At 53.7% G+C, this 13,761-nt stretch carries 15 protein-coding genes; 8 read left to right on the forward strand and 7 right to left on the reverse strand.

The window, feature by feature from the left end:
- Nucleotides 1–15 precede the first annotated feature (15 nt).
- From ACOOGA_RS01685 to folK, 3 genes are all read right to left on the reverse strand, one after another.
- Nucleotides 16–2,154: a RelA/SpoT family protein gene (locus ACOOGA_RS01685; RefSeq protein ID WP_417461064.1), complete on the reverse strand. Its 2,139-nt coding sequence runs from the start codon at nt 2,152–2,154 to the stop codon at nt 16–18.
- Nucleotides 2,155–2,333: 179 nt separating this feature from the next.
- Nucleotides 2,334–2,639, reverse strand: a complete 306-nt coding sequence (rpoZ, locus tag ACOOGA_RS01690; protein ID WP_417461065.1) for a DNA-directed RNA polymerase subunit omega — start codon at nt 2,637–2,639, stop codon at nt 2,334–2,336.
- Nucleotides 2,640–2,747: 108 nt separating this feature from the next.
- Nucleotides 2,748–3,353, reverse strand: a complete 606-nt coding sequence (gene folK / locus ACOOGA_RS01695) for a 2-amino-4-hydroxy-6-hydroxymethyldihydropteridine diphosphokinase (protein ID WP_417461066.1) — start codon at nt 3,351–3,353, stop codon at nt 2,748–2,750.
- A 147-nt stretch (nt 3,354–3,500) separates the two neighbouring features.
- Here folK and ACOOGA_RS01700 point away from each other — a divergent pair, with 147 nt between their 5' ends.
- The 3 genes from ACOOGA_RS01700 to ACOOGA_RS01710 all read left to right on the forward strand — a co-directional run bounded on the left by ACOOGA_RS01700 (nt 3,501) and on the right by ACOOGA_RS01710 (nt 5,142).
- Entirely contained in the window at nt 3,501–4,100 is a 600-nt protein-coding gene (locus tag ACOOGA_RS01700) for an NYN domain-containing protein (protein WP_417461067.1), read from the forward strand.
- A gap of 92 nt (nt 4,101–4,192) precedes the next feature.
- A complete protein-coding gene (locus tag ACOOGA_RS01705; RefSeq protein ID WP_417461068.1) occupies nt 4,193–4,846 on the forward strand; it encodes a uracil-DNA glycosylase in 654 nt (217 codons plus the stop codon).
- On the forward strand, nt 4,843–5,142 hold the full coding sequence (locus tag ACOOGA_RS01710) for an antibiotic biosynthesis monooxygenase family protein (protein ID WP_417461069.1): 300 nt from the start codon (nt 4,843–4,845) through the stop codon (nt 5,140–5,142). The genes ACOOGA_RS01705 and ACOOGA_RS01710 overlap by 4 nt, the downstream gene beginning before the upstream one ends.
- Before the next feature lie 111 nt (nt 5,143–5,253).
- Here the strand turns inward: ACOOGA_RS01710 and ACOOGA_RS01715 are convergent, their stop codons facing one another.
- Nucleotides 5,254–5,391 carry a hypothetical protein gene (locus tag ACOOGA_RS01715; protein WP_420429339.1) on the reverse strand — a complete coding sequence of 46 codons (138 nt, stop codon included), beginning with the start codon at nt 5,389–5,391 and terminating at the stop codon, nt 5,254–5,256.
- Between the two features lie 329 nt (nt 5,392–5,720).
- Here ACOOGA_RS01715 and ACOOGA_RS01720 point away from each other — a divergent pair, with 329 nt between their 5' ends.
- Nucleotides 5,721–6,503 (forward strand): cyclic nucleotide-binding domain-containing protein, encoded by a 783-nt coding sequence (locus ACOOGA_RS01720; protein ID WP_417461070.1) that lies wholly within the window; start codon nt 5,721–5,723, stop codon nt 6,501–6,503.
- An 8-nt stretch (nt 6,504–6,511) separates the two neighbouring features.
- Here the strand turns inward: ACOOGA_RS01720 and smpB are convergent, their stop codons facing one another.
- From smpB to ACOOGA_RS01735, 3 genes are all read right to left on the reverse strand, one after another.
- Complete coding sequence (smpB, locus tag ACOOGA_RS01725; protein ID WP_417461071.1) at nt 6,512–7,000, reverse strand: SsrA-binding protein SmpB; 489 nt, start codon at nt 6,998–7,000, stop codon at nt 6,512–6,514.
- 3 nt (nt 7,001–7,003) lie between these two features.
- Nucleotides 7,004–7,894: a 4-hydroxy-tetrahydrodipicolinate synthase gene (dapA, locus tag ACOOGA_RS01730; protein ID WP_417461072.1), complete on the reverse strand. Its 891-nt coding sequence runs from the start codon at nt 7,892–7,894 to the stop codon at nt 7,004–7,006.
- Nucleotides 7,895–8,123: 229 nt separating this feature from the next.
- Nucleotides 8,124–8,678 (reverse strand): EF-hand domain-containing protein, encoded by a 555-nt coding sequence (locus tag ACOOGA_RS01735; RefSeq protein WP_417461073.1) that lies wholly within the window; start codon nt 8,676–8,678, stop codon nt 8,124–8,126.
- Nucleotides 8,679–8,881: 203 nt separating this feature from the next.
- On the opposite strand from ACOOGA_RS01735, the gene ACOOGA_RS01740 reads away from it, so the two are divergent.
- The 4 genes from ACOOGA_RS01740 to ACOOGA_RS01755 all read left to right on the forward strand — a co-directional run bounded on the left by ACOOGA_RS01740 (nt 8,882) and on the right by ACOOGA_RS01755 (nt 13,573).
- Nucleotides 8,882–11,284 (forward strand): M1 family metallopeptidase, encoded by a 2,403-nt coding sequence (locus ACOOGA_RS01740; RefSeq protein ID WP_417461074.1) that lies wholly within the window; start codon nt 8,882–8,884, stop codon nt 11,282–11,284.
- A gap of 168 nt (nt 11,285–11,452) precedes the next feature.
- The gene (locus tag ACOOGA_RS01745; RefSeq protein WP_417461075.1) at nt 11,453–12,610 is read left to right on the forward strand and encodes a GGDEF domain-containing protein; all 1,158 of its coding nucleotides are present in this window, start codon (nt 11,453–11,455) and stop codon (nt 12,608–12,610) included.
- Between the two features lie 20 nt (nt 12,611–12,630).
- Nucleotides 12,631–13,146, forward strand: coding sequence for a DUF6702 family protein (locus ACOOGA_RS01750; protein WP_417461076.1), 516 nt, complete (start codon nt 12,631–12,633; stop codon nt 13,144–13,146).
- A gap of 82 nt (nt 13,147–13,228) precedes the next feature.
- Nucleotides 13,229–13,573, forward strand: coding sequence for a hypothetical protein (locus ACOOGA_RS01755; RefSeq protein ID WP_417461077.1), 345 nt, complete (start codon nt 13,229–13,231; stop codon nt 13,571–13,573).
- Nucleotides 13,574–13,761: the final 188 nt, after the last annotated feature.

Genomic DNA, 13,761 nt, shown 5'->3' on the forward strand with positions numbered 1-13,761 from the left:
CCGCTGTGGGGCCTTTTAGCCCGCGACGCGATCCACCCGGCTGATAACGCGGCTGACCCGCAGGGTACGGCTGATGTCATTGAGGTGCTTCACGTCCCTCACCTCAACATCGACGATCATGATATAAAACTCGGGATCACGCTCTGAGATGACAAGGTTGGAGACGTTACCCCCCGCTTTGGACACCAGCGATGCAATAGTGGCCAGCGCGCCGCGCTCGTTCACCACTTCAAGACGCAGGCGGCCAGCATAAAAAGCGTTGTCTTCCTCATTGTCTTCCCAACGAAGGTCGATCCACAAATCAGGCTTGTCGTCATAGTCAGAAAGCTGGGCACAATCGATTGTGTGGATTTCTGCGCCTTTGCCGGGGATACGAATACCCACAATACGGTCACCGCGCACGGGGTGGCAGCACTCAGCAAAGTGCACAGCGCCTTCCGGGTTCATGCCAGAGATCGGCAGCGCGCCTTCCCGCACGGCCTCCCAGTCGTGGTGCACGCTCGGCAAACCTTCGGCGCGAGCATCTTCCTTGAAGCCAGGGAATGCGGCGCGCAAGATTTCATCCTCCGTCAATGTGCCTTGCCCTACAAGCGCATAAAGCATGTCAGCGTCTTCAAGGTTCAGTACCTTGGCAGCCTGGGTGATCACCTGGCTTGAGAAATCAAGCCCGTTGCGGCGGCAGGCCTTTTCAATCAGCGTTTTACCGAGCTGGCCATATTCTGTGCGCTGTTTGGTTTTCACGTGCCGGCGTATTGCAGACCGCGCCTTGCCGGTAATCACAAAACTTTCCCAACGGGGCGACGGCGCCTGCCCTTTGGACGTTAGGATTTGTACTTGATCGCCGTTCTCCAGCTGATGCCTTAGCGGTACCATGCGCCCGTTTACCTTGGCGCCAACGCAGTGGTCGCCCACCTCTGTATGTACGGCATAGGCAAAATCAACGGTGGATGAGCCGCGCGGCAAGGAAATCAGCTCTCCCTTGGGGGTGAAGCAGAAGACCTTGTCCTGGAACATCTCAAGCTTGGTATGTTCAAGGAATTCTTCCGGGTCTGCGGTATGCTCAAGGATCTCCAGAAGCTCCCGCACCCAGCGGTATTGCGAGCCTTCAACATTGTCAGCATTCTGTTTGTACTGCCAATGCGCCGCCACACCGATTTCGGCCTGCTCATGCATCTTGTGGGTGCGTATCTGAATTTCCAGCCGGTAATTCTGTGGCCCCATTACCGTGGTGTGGATGGAGCGGTAGAAGTTGCGCTTGGGCGTTGAGATATAATCCTTGAACCTGCCCGGCACCATTGGAAACTGCTGATGCACAACACCGAGGGAACGGTAACAGGTTTCAACATCATCCACTTTGATCCGGAAAGCCATCACATCCGAGAGTAGCTCGAACGGGATATTCTGTCGCTCCATCTTGCGCCAGATCGAATAAGGCCGCTTGATACGCCCGCTTACCTTCGCGTCAATCCCGTGTTCGCTCATCAGCTTGGTGAGCGCCGCCACCATGTCTTTCTCAAGATCGGGGCTTTCCTCGATCAGATAATGCAGGCGCGCATTGATCGATTCCATCGCCTCAGGGTCAAGATGCTGGAATGAAAGATGCTCAAGTTCATCTTTCATTGCGTGCATGCCAATGCGTTCCGCAAGCGGTGAATAGATCTCGAGCGTTTCAATCGCAATGCGGCGGCGCTTTTCCGGCTTTTTGATATAGAACAGCGTGCGCATGTTATGCAGCCGGTCCGCCAGCTTTACCAAAAGTACGCGAATATCATTGGACATGGCCAGCAGGAACTTACGGAAGTTTTCCGCCTGCCTCAGGCTTTCCGTCTGCATCTCGATCTTGGAAAGCTTGGTTACACCATCCACAAGCTCGGCCACCTTTGGGCCAAAAAGCTCTTCAATCTCGGGAATGGTGGCGACCGTGTCCTCAACCACATCATGCAACAGTGCCGTTGCAATGGTATTGCCGTCGAGTTTCATGTCAGTGAGGATGCCTGCAACCTCAAGAGGGTGCGAAAAATACGGGTCGCCAGATGCCCGCATCTGCGGGCCATGTGCCTTCATTGCAAATACATAAGCCCTGTTGAGAAGCGCCTCATCGACATTTTTGTCGTAAGCTTTGACCTTTTCAACAAGCTCGAACTGACGGATCACCGGCTAACCTTCATCTGAAAACTTCGGAACAAATATATAATTAAGAAATAACTATTCTGACAAAATTATCCAGCACCTATGTGAGCCTAAGCGCGGTTTTTCCCCCGACATGGTCACGCCGCAACAAAAAAGCCCGACCGCAAGGGCCGGGCTTTCGAATTCTGTACTGAAGTTGTGGATTATTCAGCGCTTTTTTTCGCGCCATCATCCATGCCAGCCATCAGGATGGACATATCAACCTCTTCCGGCTCATCTGATTCCACAACCTTACGCATGCTGTGAATAACGGATTCCAGAAGTGTGTCTGGTACCACTTTTTCCTCAGCGATCTCACGCAGGGAAACAACGGCGTTTTTGTCATTGTCGCGCTCAACTTCGAGCGGAGCGCCGCTTGAAATCTGGCGAGAACGTTGTGCAGCCGCCAAAACCAGATCAAACCGGTTGGTAACTTTATCTACACAATCCTCAACGGTGACGCGAGCCATGCTATATCTCCAAAATTCTTGATCATAAAAGCGTGCGCAGGTCGCCGCTTTTGATACGAGCGCCCGCTTATACAGGCGCATACCCCCAGTGTAAAGCCGAGAATCGCCTTATTTTGCCTGATACACCAAAGGGCGCGCAAGTTTTTCAATACCGGCACACAGCCCGCTATTCTCTGCACCCTGAAGCATGGCTGACACCGTATGTCCCAACACCGGGTGCCGCCACAGGGGAGCTACGTCATAAAGCGGCTTCAACACAAAGCCTCTTTTATGCAGCCGTGGGTGCGGTACAACCGGCTCAGCTAATATAGCCGCCGGGTCATCACTCGCCTCAAGGGATACCCATACGTCACGGCGCGGCAAAACCGCACCACCATAGGCCAAGAGGTCGATATCAAGGGTGCGCGCCGACCATCGAGCTCCGGCGGTGCGGCCAAACGCCCCCTCAATCTCTTGGGTAACCTTGAGCAATTTTTCAGGCGTATGTGAGGTGGAAAACAGGCCGGCTGCGTTAGTGTATTCAGGCGCGTATGCTCCATCATCAAGCGTTACAGCAGGCGAGCTATAAAGGGATGACAAAACAAGCGGCTTGATGCCCCTTGATGCCAGTGCTTCCAATGCCGCCCCAATGGTAGCACCGGGCGCACCAACGCTTGACGGAAGATTGCCTCCAAACGCTAGTAAAACCTCAATATTTTGATCACAATTTTCCATATAACAATTACTTGAACGGCCCTTGATAGAGTGGACTCAGGTAACAATATTTACCATTAATTAACTGCGCGGCGAGAAGCTAGTTTATCTGCAATTTCAGATTTGCCCCGCAACCTTATATTCTTTGATTATGCGATTGGACCAACGATGATTTTCTATCCAGAGGAACGCACCGCGCTCTTCATTGACGGTGCCAACTTATATGCCACCGCTCGCGCGCTAGACATGGAAATTGATTATAAAAGCCTTCGGGCTCATTTCTCCCAGCAGGGTCGGCTGATCCGAGCTTTCTACTATACGGCGATTTTGGAGGATCAGGAATATTCTCCGCTGCGGCCGCTCATAGACTGGCTGGATTATAATGGCTTCACGCTTGTCACCAAGCCCGTGAAAGAGTTTACCGATGAGCACGGCCGCCGCAAAATCAAGGGCAACATGGATATCGAGATCGCCGTGGATATGCTCAATATCTCCGAAGCGCTTGACCACGTTATCCTGTTCTCAGGCGACGGTGACTTCCGCCGCCTGCTGGAAGCTGTGCAGCGCCGGGGCGTAAGGGCAACGGTTGTCAGCTCCAATTCCACGCAGCCATCCATGATCGCAGATGAGCTTAGGCGGCAAGCGGATCAGTTTGTTGACCTTGAAGACCTTCGCGGCATTATTGGCCGCAAAGGGGGTGGGCCACGTCGGGCGGATGCTCCAGCACCCTTCGATGCCGGGTTTGAAGAACAGCTCGAAAGCGCGTAACTACACGTATACGAGGACGCAGAAGGCGGCTCAACAGGCCGCCTTTTCTATTTAGCCCAGGGTTATCCACTTAGATCAGGGATAAGCAACCCATGCCCCGCCAGAAAAAAATACCGCCAGAGCCAAAGCCAAACTGTAGTTTGTGCCCGCGCCTTGTGGCCTTTCGGCGCGCGAACCAAAAAACCTACCCCGACTATTTCAATGGCGCCGTTGCCAGTTTTGGTGATGAGAGTGCTAGCATTCTAGTGGTCGGCCTCGCACCCGGCCTCAAAGGTGCCAACAAAACCGGACGACCGTTTACCGGGGATTTTTCAGGCGAGTTGCTGTTCAACTGCCTGACGAAAATGGGATGGTCTAACGGGCAAAATGAAAACCACCCCGATGACGGGTTTGAACTTCAAGGTGTTATGATCACCAATGCGGTGCGTTGTGTACCGCCCGAGAACAAACCCATCGGCCAGGAAGTCAATAACTGCAGGCCATTCCTGATGGCGCGCATTGATGCTCTTCCAAGCCTTAAGGTGCTGTTCGCGCTTGGCAAAGTGGCCCACGACACCACGCTCAGGAACTTTGGCTTCAGACTGGCTGACTTTCCTTTTGCCCACAAGGCCGAGCATCGCCTGCCAAACGGCCTGATCCTTGTCGATAGTTACCACTGCTCGCGCTATAATGTGAACACAGGGCGGCTAACCGAAGCCATGTTCATGGATGCACTCGAAACCGCAAAAAAGGCGTTAAAGCCATGATTCTAGAACAAGCTATCCTCGACATAAAACCGGGAGAGACCGCCGCGTTCGAGACCACAATGCAGGAGGCAAAGGCGATCATCTCAGTCATGCCCGGCTTTATCCGGCTGGAAGTCCGGCCATGCGTTGAGAACGACCACCGCTATCTGTTGCTGATTGAGTGGCAAACGCTTGAAGACCATACGGAAGGTTTTCGCGGCTCGCCCGAATATGAAAAATGGAAAGCGCTGCTGCATCATTTCTACGCACCCTTCCCCACGGTCGAGCACTATGGTGAGCCAGTGGTTACGACCTGACCGCAAAAATGGCGGCACCCAAAGGCGACCGCCATCTCTACTCGAAACAGATATCAAGTTGATACTCGGAACGCTAACCTAGTACGGGCGCATGAGGGGATGACCAGTTGCTCAGGCGGCCATCGGCTCTTTTGCCGTTCTCTTTTTGGCTCGAAAGCCAATCGCGTGCGACAGGATCGTCTCGCGCATTCCCAAACTGGCTACAGTGTCTGGGTCCGCCTGCGGCTTGGTCGGGCTTAGGGCCTGCATCTACCGCTCTCCACCGCATCACGGTGCGCCCGAAAAAACATTGGGCGCTCGCATGCAATTATCCCTTTCATCAAGGCTGCGGGCATCAGGGGGAGGAACATGCCTGCAATTGCACTGCGTATATTCGCCTCGATATTCGATATATTGCTTGGCTGTGTTCGAGGCATCTTCAGTTCACCAGAAATTCCTTAAAATTCGACTAAAAACACAACATCTTGAATAAAACGCTTGTTTTTATAGGCTTAGCACCATGGGCAGTGATTGCCTGCGCCCGCAATTCGCGATAGACTCGGTTATTCAACCCATAGGGGAACCAAGGGGAAGTGAGCGTGGCTGCAACCGGAAACATGGGCGAACAGGTCCAATTCAAGGCGGGTGACACGATTTACGAGCAGGAGAGCGCGTCCGAAGGGGTTTATATGATCCTCGACGGGCAGGTGGAAATTTGGCGTCATGAGGGTGACACAGGCCACCATATTGCCAGCCTGCGCGGCGGCGAGCTTCTGGGCGAAGTTAGCGTGATTGAGCGTAAAACTCACTCTGTTACCGCCAAAGCATCCAAAGCCACCACTGCCCTGTTCATCACAGCTGAGGCCTTCCGCAAAAGTTTTGCGGACCCGCTTGTGCGCCACGTGGTGCACACGCTCGCGACCCGGCTGCGCAGTTCGTACGCCATCAAGGAAGCGCTCGAAGGCACAACTGAACCCAAAGCCCATCATTTCAAAAGCACCAAGCCCACAATCGAGGGCCATTCCCGCATTGTGGCGGACAGGCTTCTCACTTTTGTGGAGTTGGATGAATTCCCGTTCACGGTTGGCAATATCGCCACCGCAGACGGCCACTGCGTCATTGGGGCGACCAGCCTTAAGGTACCGCTTAAGGGTGTGCACGAACTGGCAGACAACCACTTTGAGATTGTAAAACGCGACGGTGCTTTGTGGATACGAGATCTGGGCTCAATGCAAGGGACGCTGGTGAACGGTGAAAAACTCAGCAAATATGCAATGAATGCAATCGCAAAACTGCGGGCGGGGAGAAATCAGGTGATCGCTGGTGGGCCAGACAGCCCAGTGCGGTTTCTTATCATGATCCCACCACAGAAGGCTGACTGAAACAGGCCTTAGCCCATCTCTTTCATCAGCCGGGCTTTCTGGCGGTCCCAGTCGCGCTGCTTCACGTCTTCGCGTTTGTCGCGCACGTTTTTGCCTTTGCCCAACCCGATAAGGACCTTTGCCCGACCCTGATCGTTAAAATAGATCTTGAGCGGCACAAGTGTGTAACCCTGACGCTGGATCAGCCCACCAAGTTTGGATATTTCCCGCTTGTGCATCAACAGCTTACGCGGTCTACGCGGCTCGTGATTAAAGCGGTTACCATGGGAAAACTCAGGGATATAGGCATTCACAAGCCAAAGCTCGCCGTCTTTTTCCTCGGCATAACTTTCGCGGATATTGCCTTCACCGCCACGCAGGGATTTAACCTCGGTGCCACGCAGGGAAATCCCGGCCTCATGCTCTTCTTCAATATGAAACAGGTGTCGTGCCTTGCGGTTATCGGCCGCAACGCGCGAAGGCAGGGATTTCTTCTGATTTTTATTCTTGCCCGCCATTGATTACCCCAGATCGACCGGATCGAGCCCAAGCTCGGCAATCGTCGCGGCGATGAAAGAGCGCGCCGTATCGGTCGCAGCCAGCAGCGGCAGGCGCACGCTGTCCTCGCAAATGCCGATAAGAGAGCCTGCATATTTTGCAGGCGCCGGGCTCGGCTCAAGGAACATGCAGCGGTGCAGATCAAGAAGATTGTCCTGCAGGCTCAGCGCTGTTTTATAGTCACCCGCCATGCAGGCTTCCTGAAACTGGCTGCAAAGTTTTGGTGCAACGTTTGCGGTTACGGAAATACAGCCGTGGCCACCCATTGCCATGAACGCCAGCGCTGTTGCATCCTCGCCGGAGAGCTGAATAAAGTCTGGCCCCATGGCCGCGCGTTGGCTTGCCACCCGGTCAAGGTCGCCGGTGGCGTCCTTAAGGCCAATGATGCGTGGCAATGCAAACAACTCAGCCATTGTGCTGGTGTTCATATCCACAACCGAACGGCCCGGGATGTTATAGATCACAATCGGCAGGTCACATGCGTCATGCAGCGCCTTGAAGTGGGCGTAGAGGCCCGCCTGGCTTGGCTTGTTATAATAAGGCGTTACAACAAGCGCGGCGTCAGCCCCCACTTTTTGCGCGTGTTCCATCAGGCTGATCGCTTCACGGGTGTTGTTCGATCCCGCGCCTGCAATCACCGGCACGCGGCCGCCTGCGGCTTCAACACAAAGCTCAACCACCTTGCGGTGCTCTTCATGGCTAAGGGTTGGGCTCTCTCCCGTGGTGCCCACAGGTACCAGGCCATGCGAGCCCTGTTTCACCTGCCAGTCTACAAACTTCTGGAACGTGTCATAAGCCACGTCGCCTTCGTCAGTAAACGGGGTGATAAGCGCAGGAATGGAGCCTTTAAGCATGGGGTAAGCCTCTTGGAGTACAAAAATATCGCGCACCCTAGCGCCGAGGCCCCAAAAGGGCAATAGGTTGCGCGCGCTCAGGGTCCCGCATTACGCGATTTTTCTTTCCGCATTTCAATAGAAATGCTTGCGCGCCACCCCGCCCCGGTTGATGTTGGCCAACATCCGGAGCAAAGCAGCGCGCTTTTGGCGTTAAGGAGTGTGAACTTCCCTTTGTCGGGTTAGAAGCTTAGCGGCGCGAACCGCGATCGCCATGCCCTTTACCCTTTTTGCCAAACCTCTTTTTCATCTTCTTCATGGCCTCTTTGGCTTCGTCTTGAGTGACTTCACCGTTGCCGTTCACGTCCATGCGTTTGAAATGATGAACCATGCGGGTCGCAAACTCATCAACCGAAACCTTTTCGTCACCGTCGCGGTCATGCTTGGCGATAAATTTGATCCGGGTTGGTTTCCACTTGCCGCCCATATCATCGGCGTCGAAATCACGGCCTGCCTTCTCCGCCCGCTCTTCCATGCGTTCCTGATGGCGCTTCATGCGCTTTTCCATACGCTCTGGAATCGGCATTTCTTTTGGCAACTCTGCAAGCTCAAGATAACCGTCGCCGTTTTTGTCAAACTCGGAAAACTTGGTTTTCACCTTGCCCATCATCTCGTCATAGGTGACGACGCCGTTGCCGTCCGTGTCTGCTTCCTTGAAGCGCTCACCTCTGTCGCCCGCTGCCTGCGCCTGGGAGGTGATCAGGGCCGCGAGTGCAACACTGATAATCTTTGTTGATGTTTTCATCGCTGTGTATCCTTTTTTTGATTGGCTCATTCTCTGTGCCTACACTCCTCATACGCAGCGCTCCGCGCGCGCCCTTCGTTTTGCACATCACATTATGTTTAAAATTTATCGCCAACCCTTGCCCAGCGCCAAATAGTGCCCTAACTTCGCGCCTGACTTTTACAACGAGGACAACACTCAAAACAAAAAAAGGGACTTGAAACATGCGTTTCATGGGGATCGTTTTGTCGCTTAGCCTGGGGCTGCAGGTGGCACATGCCGAGGTCGTCAAACAAACAAAGGGCGACTTCGAAGATAAATTCAGACAGCTGGAAGAACACCTTCCAACACCGAACGTTTACCGCACAGGCTCCGGCGCGCCGGGCCATGCCTACTGGCAGCAAGAGGTAGACTATACGGTGAAGGTTACACTCAATGAAGAAGAGCGCAAGATCGCAGGCACGGAGCATGTTGTATATAAAAACAACTCGCCCGACACGCTGAGCTACCTCTGGCTTCAGCTTGATCAGAACCGCTTTTCAAAACACTCAGACGCCTACACCACCATGGAAATGGGCCGGAAAGCTTCCAAAAAGCTCTCCTATTCCACCATGCGGTTTCTGGCGCGTACCGAATTTGAAGATTGGGGTTTCCAGCTCACAAAAGTGAAATCCGGCGGCAAGGACGTTCGCTACACCATCAACGACACGATGATGCGCATTGACCTCGACAAGCCGCTCAAGCCGGGTGAGAGCTTCACGTTCGACATCGACTGGTGGTTCAATATCCCTGAGGGCAAAGCCATGGGCGCCCGCGGCGGATATGAGCCTTATAGCCGGGACGGAAACGATATTTTCTTCATCGCACAGTGGTTCCCACGCCTTGCGGCATACACTGATCTCGCAGGGTGGGAGCACAAGCAGTTTCTTGGCACCGGCGAGTTTACGCTTGAGTTTGGCGACTATGACGTTGAGATCACGGTTCCTGCAGACCACATCGTCGGCTCAACGGGTGTGCTGCAGAACCCGAAGGATGTCCTGACCGCCGATCAGCGCAAACGGCTTGATGAAGCCAAAACCGCTGAACGCCCTGTGTTCATCGTGACCCGCGAAGAAGCACTTGAAAACGAGAAAGAAGGCACGGACAAAACTAAAACCTGGCACTTCAAGGCCGAAAACGTTCGTGACTTTGCATTTGCCTCCTCGCGCAAATTTGTATGGGATGCGCTGGGCGTGAAAATGCCGGATAGCGGCCGCACGGTTATGGCCATGTCGCTTTACCCCGATGAAGCCATGCCACTTTGGGATATGTATTCCACGCATTCCATTGCGCATACACTCGACACCTATAGCCGTTATTCCTTTGAGTATCCCTACCCTGTTGCATGGTCTGTGAACGGCCCAATCGGCGGTGGTATGGAATATCCGATGATCACTTCAAACGGCCCACGCCCGGTGATCGAGAAGAAAGACGATGGCTCGGAGGTTCGAACCTACACCAAGCGCGCAAAATACGGCCTGATCTCGGTCATTATCCATGAAATCGGGCATATCTACTTCCCGATGATCGTAAACTCGGACGAGCGCAACTGGGCATGGATGGATGAAGGCCTCAACAGCTTCCTCCAGAGCCAGGCAGAGCGTGAGTGGGAAGCTGAATATCCGTCCCGCTACGGCCGTGCCAAGGAAGCCATTCCTTACATGGTGTCACCAGACCAGACCCCGATCATGACACAATCGGACAGCATCATTGGGTATGGCCCCAACGCCTATACCAAACCTGCTGTTGCGCTGAATATCCTGCGTGAAACTGTCATGGGGCGTGAACTGTTTGATTTTGCCTTCAAGGAATATTCAAAGCGCTGGAAGTTCAAGCGTCCGTATCCTGCTGATTTCTTCCGCACCATGGAAGATGCCAGCGGTAAAGACCTTGACTGGTTCTTCCGTGGCTGGTTCTACACAACGGATCACGTTGATATTGCGGTCACGGGCCTGACCCACGCGCAAATCAACACGGGTGACCCGGAAGTGGAAAACCAGTTCAAGCGTGAGGAAGACCTGGAGGCGCAGCGGTATATTGCTGAAATGCGCAATCAGGCGGAAGGCATGCCGCGCCGTGTGGACCGCTTCCCAGAACTTCTGGACTTTTACAACGAAAACGACGACTTCATCGTCACCAAAGCCCAGAAAGATGCTTATGCGGGCATGCTCAAAGGGCTTGAGGACTGGCAGAAAGAACTGCTGAAATTTGGTCATGAGCTTTATTTCATCGACTTCGAGAACATTGGCGGCCTTGTTATGCCACTCGTGCTTGATGTTGAGTTTGAAGACGGCAGCCACGAGGAAGTTCGGGTTGCAGCCGAGATCTGGCGGAGCGATGCCAAGCACGCTACCAAGGTTCTCGTGCGTGACAAGAAGATCAAGTCGGTAACACTTGACCCTTATAACGAGATCGCAGACGCAGAGAAAGCCAACAATGTTTGGCCGCCCAAGCCTCATATGTCTCGTGTCGAGCTCTACAAGCGCCGCTCAGAACAGCGCAACCTGATGAAAGAATATCTTGAAACTCAGGAAGCTGAAAAAGCGGCTGCTGAAGACGGTGACGAAGAAGACGAGCCACAACAATAATCTGGCTGGTCTGATTTCGACCACAAAATAAAGGGATAAAAAGGGGGTTCGCCCCCTTTTCTTTTTGTGCCACCGAGCACACAGCGGCGTTTGGAGTTTAGTCCCTTGACAAAGGGACAGTCATGGGGTCCCTTCCCCATCAGGGATTGGAGGCAAAGCGCGCAATTGATGGCTATTCGGGTAACGGTCAAAGCGGTTTTGGGGTTAGGTGCTATCGCACTGCTGACGCTATCAAAGGGGCTCGAGTCTGACGGAAGCGTCGGCTCGGTCCTTTTTGTGCTGGGTCTCGCCCTTATTGCTGTGCTGACGATTGTTCATCTCATTGAGATGAAGGCCGCACGGCAAAACGCTGCAAGCACTGAGAAACCCATGCTTGACCCCAACAACCTGCCAGATGCCGTGGTGGTAACAGACGTTAACGGCCATATCCGCGTCATCAATACGGCCGCAAAAACCTTGTTTGATGGTTTGAATGTGGGCAAGAACGTCAAAACCCTGTTTGACGAATGGCATGATGGTCTGAATGAACGCAGCCAGGCAGATCAGGTAGTTGAAGCCGTGCTGTCGTCCCCTGATATTCAGTTCTCCGAACTATTGCACTTGAGCGATGGCCGTACGGTCGAGCGCACCACTCGCCCGCTTGAAAAACATGGACATAGGCTGTGGCTCCTGCGCGACATAACCCACATGCAACTGGCTGATAGCGACAGCGCCATGCACCGGACCATGGTGGAAGCTGACGCTGCACGCACGGCGGAAATGGCAGAACAGCTCTATCACGCCAAAGCCGAGCTTGAGGCAAAGCAGGCAGAGCTTACAAGGCTTGCAAATACAGATTCCCTCACCGGGCTCTATAACCGCAGGCGGTTCACTGCCCTTGGTGAACAGGCTGTCTCAAACATTGAAGACGGCGCTGAAATCTGGGTCCTGATGATGGATATCGATCACTTCAAACGCGTGAACGACACCTATGGCCACGCGGCGGGCGATGTCGCTATCCGAGATTTTGCCAACATCATCAACTCAGGCGTTGGCGAACAAGGGTTTGTAGGCCGAATGGGCGGCGAAGAGTTCGCGGCTATCATCCCAAACATAACACAGGACGAGGCTATCAAGATCGCCGAACAGGTGCGGCGCGATACTGCACATCACCAGACGATCAGCGATGATGAGAAGTTCCGCTTCACCGCCAGTATCGGCGTGGCTCAGTGGCTCGCCAATGAAATTACCATCGAACCTGCACTCGACCGGGCAGACCAGGCGCTTTATAGCGCTAAAACATACGGCCGCAACCGCGTGGTTGGGTTCGAATACGCCGCAAATTAACTGCATTATTAGGTACCGACATGCGATTTCCGCTCCGCTTCCGCCTTCACCTCTCGTTACTGTTTGCTCTCACTGCAGCATCTGCCGCTTATGCACACAATGTTTACACCACATTCACCACCATCGAGTGGAACGAAGCTGACAAATCGATTGAGCTTACAACCCAACTCCATGCCCACGAACTTGAAGCCCGGCTTTCGCTCGACCTCGGAGAGCGGCTCACGTTCCTGAGTGAAGAAGATTTCCCAAAACTGGAGGCCGCTGTCGGCCCGCTCGCCAAAAAGCTGCTGGCTATCAAGCTGGATGGGCAGTTTGTTGAGCTCAACTATCTAGGCATGGAAATGCAGGGCCAAACGATCTTTTTCTATATGGAAGCCGACTGGCCAGATGCCCCCAAAGAGATCACCTTCATGAACGGCCTTTTCATTGACGAACTGCCCGGTCAGGTAAATTCTGTCATGGCGGTTGTGGACGGTGTGCGCAAAGCCGGTGAAATCCGCTCCGGCACTGGGCCCGCGACACTTTCGTTCCAGTAACCTCTATCTAAGCCTACTTTCAACACTTGCCTGCCATAATTTGGGTGGTTAATGTTCGGAACCGTTAAAAGAGAGAACAGCAATGGTACCTTATAAAAAAACGACAGCAGCCTCATTGGTTTTCCTCACCACATGCCTTGGTTTCGCAAGCCCGGTGTTGGCAGAAGAAGACGCCCTGCAGGTAGCACGCGACACGGCCCGCATTGCAGGCGGCGCTCGCTTTTGCAAGGCAGATGAAGAACTGGTGGACGAATTTATCGGCAAAAGCGAAGGCAAGATCGCCGCGCTTGCCAAAGATGAATATGACAAGGTTTCCGCAGCAATTGAGTTTAAGAACCTGCTTACGGCCCTGAGCGTGAAAGCGCCTGAAGGCGGCTGTGACGAGTTCCTGCCGAAATTTGAAAAAGCCGTTAAAACGGACCGCTAAACCGTTCGGCTTGAACACACCCCTCTTAAAAGCGACAAAACGAGCGCCCGGCACGATAAAACGATATGCCGGGCATTGACTCGTCCACACCACTCAAACCAAACTTCGGGCACACCCCCGCGTGGCGGATAACCCGCATGGGCACACGAGGGGCGGCTTGTCATGGTCATAACAAACAAAAGACCTGA

This window comes from Kordiimonas sp. (assembly GCF_965216265.1).
Classification (GTDB): Bacteria; Pseudomonadota; Alphaproteobacteria; order Sphingomonadales; family Kordiimonadaceae; genus Kordiimonas.

Excerpts from the sequence above, each read along its gene's own strand:
- rpoZ (WP_417461065.1), bottom strand. The coding sequence starts at position 2,639 with ATGGCTCGCGTCACCGTTGAGGATTGTGTAGATAAAGTTACCAACCGG.
- folK (WP_417461066.1), bottom strand. The coding sequence starts at position 3,353 with ATGGAAAATTGTGATCAAAATATTGAGGTTTTACTAGCGTTTGGAGGC.
- ACOOGA_RS01700 (WP_417461067.1), top strand. The coding sequence starts at position 3,501 with ATGATTTTCTATCCAGAGGAACGCACCGCGCTCTTCATTGACGGTGCC.
- ACOOGA_RS01705 (WP_417461068.1), top strand. The coding sequence starts at position 4,193 with ATGCCCCGCCAGAAAAAAATACCGCCAGAGCCAAAGCCAAACTGTAGT.
- ACOOGA_RS01710 (WP_417461069.1), top strand. The coding sequence starts at position 4,843 with ATGATTCTAGAACAAGCTATCCTCGACATAAAACCGGGAGAGACCGCC.
- ACOOGA_RS01715 (WP_420429339.1), bottom strand. The coding sequence starts at position 5,391 with ATGCAGGCCCTAAGCCCGACCAAGCCGCAGGCGGACCCAGACACTGTA.
- smpB (WP_417461071.1), bottom strand. The coding sequence starts at position 7,000 with ATGGCGGGCAAGAATAAAAATCAGAAGAAATCCCTGCCTTCGCGCGTT.
- dapA (WP_417461072.1), bottom strand. The coding sequence starts at position 7,894 with ATGCTTAAAGGCTCCATTCCTGCGCTTATCACCCCGTTTACTGACGAA.
- ACOOGA_RS01735 (WP_417461073.1), bottom strand. The coding sequence starts at position 8,678 with ATGAAAACATCAACAAAGATTATCAGTGTTGCACTCGCGGCCCTGATC.
- ACOOGA_RS01740 (WP_417461074.1), top strand. The coding sequence starts at position 8,882 with ATGCGTTTCATGGGGATCGTTTTGTCGCTTAGCCTGGGGCTGCAGGTG.
- ACOOGA_RS01745 (WP_417461075.1), top strand. The coding sequence starts at position 11,453 with ATGGCTATTCGGGTAACGGTCAAAGCGGTTTTGGGGTTAGGTGCTATC.
- ACOOGA_RS01750 (WP_417461076.1), top strand. The coding sequence starts at position 12,631 with ATGCGATTTCCGCTCCGCTTCCGCCTTCACCTCTCGTTACTGTTTGCT.
- ACOOGA_RS01755 (WP_417461077.1), top strand. The coding sequence starts at position 13,229 with ATGGTACCTTATAAAAAAACGACAGCAGCCTCATTGGTTTTCCTCACC.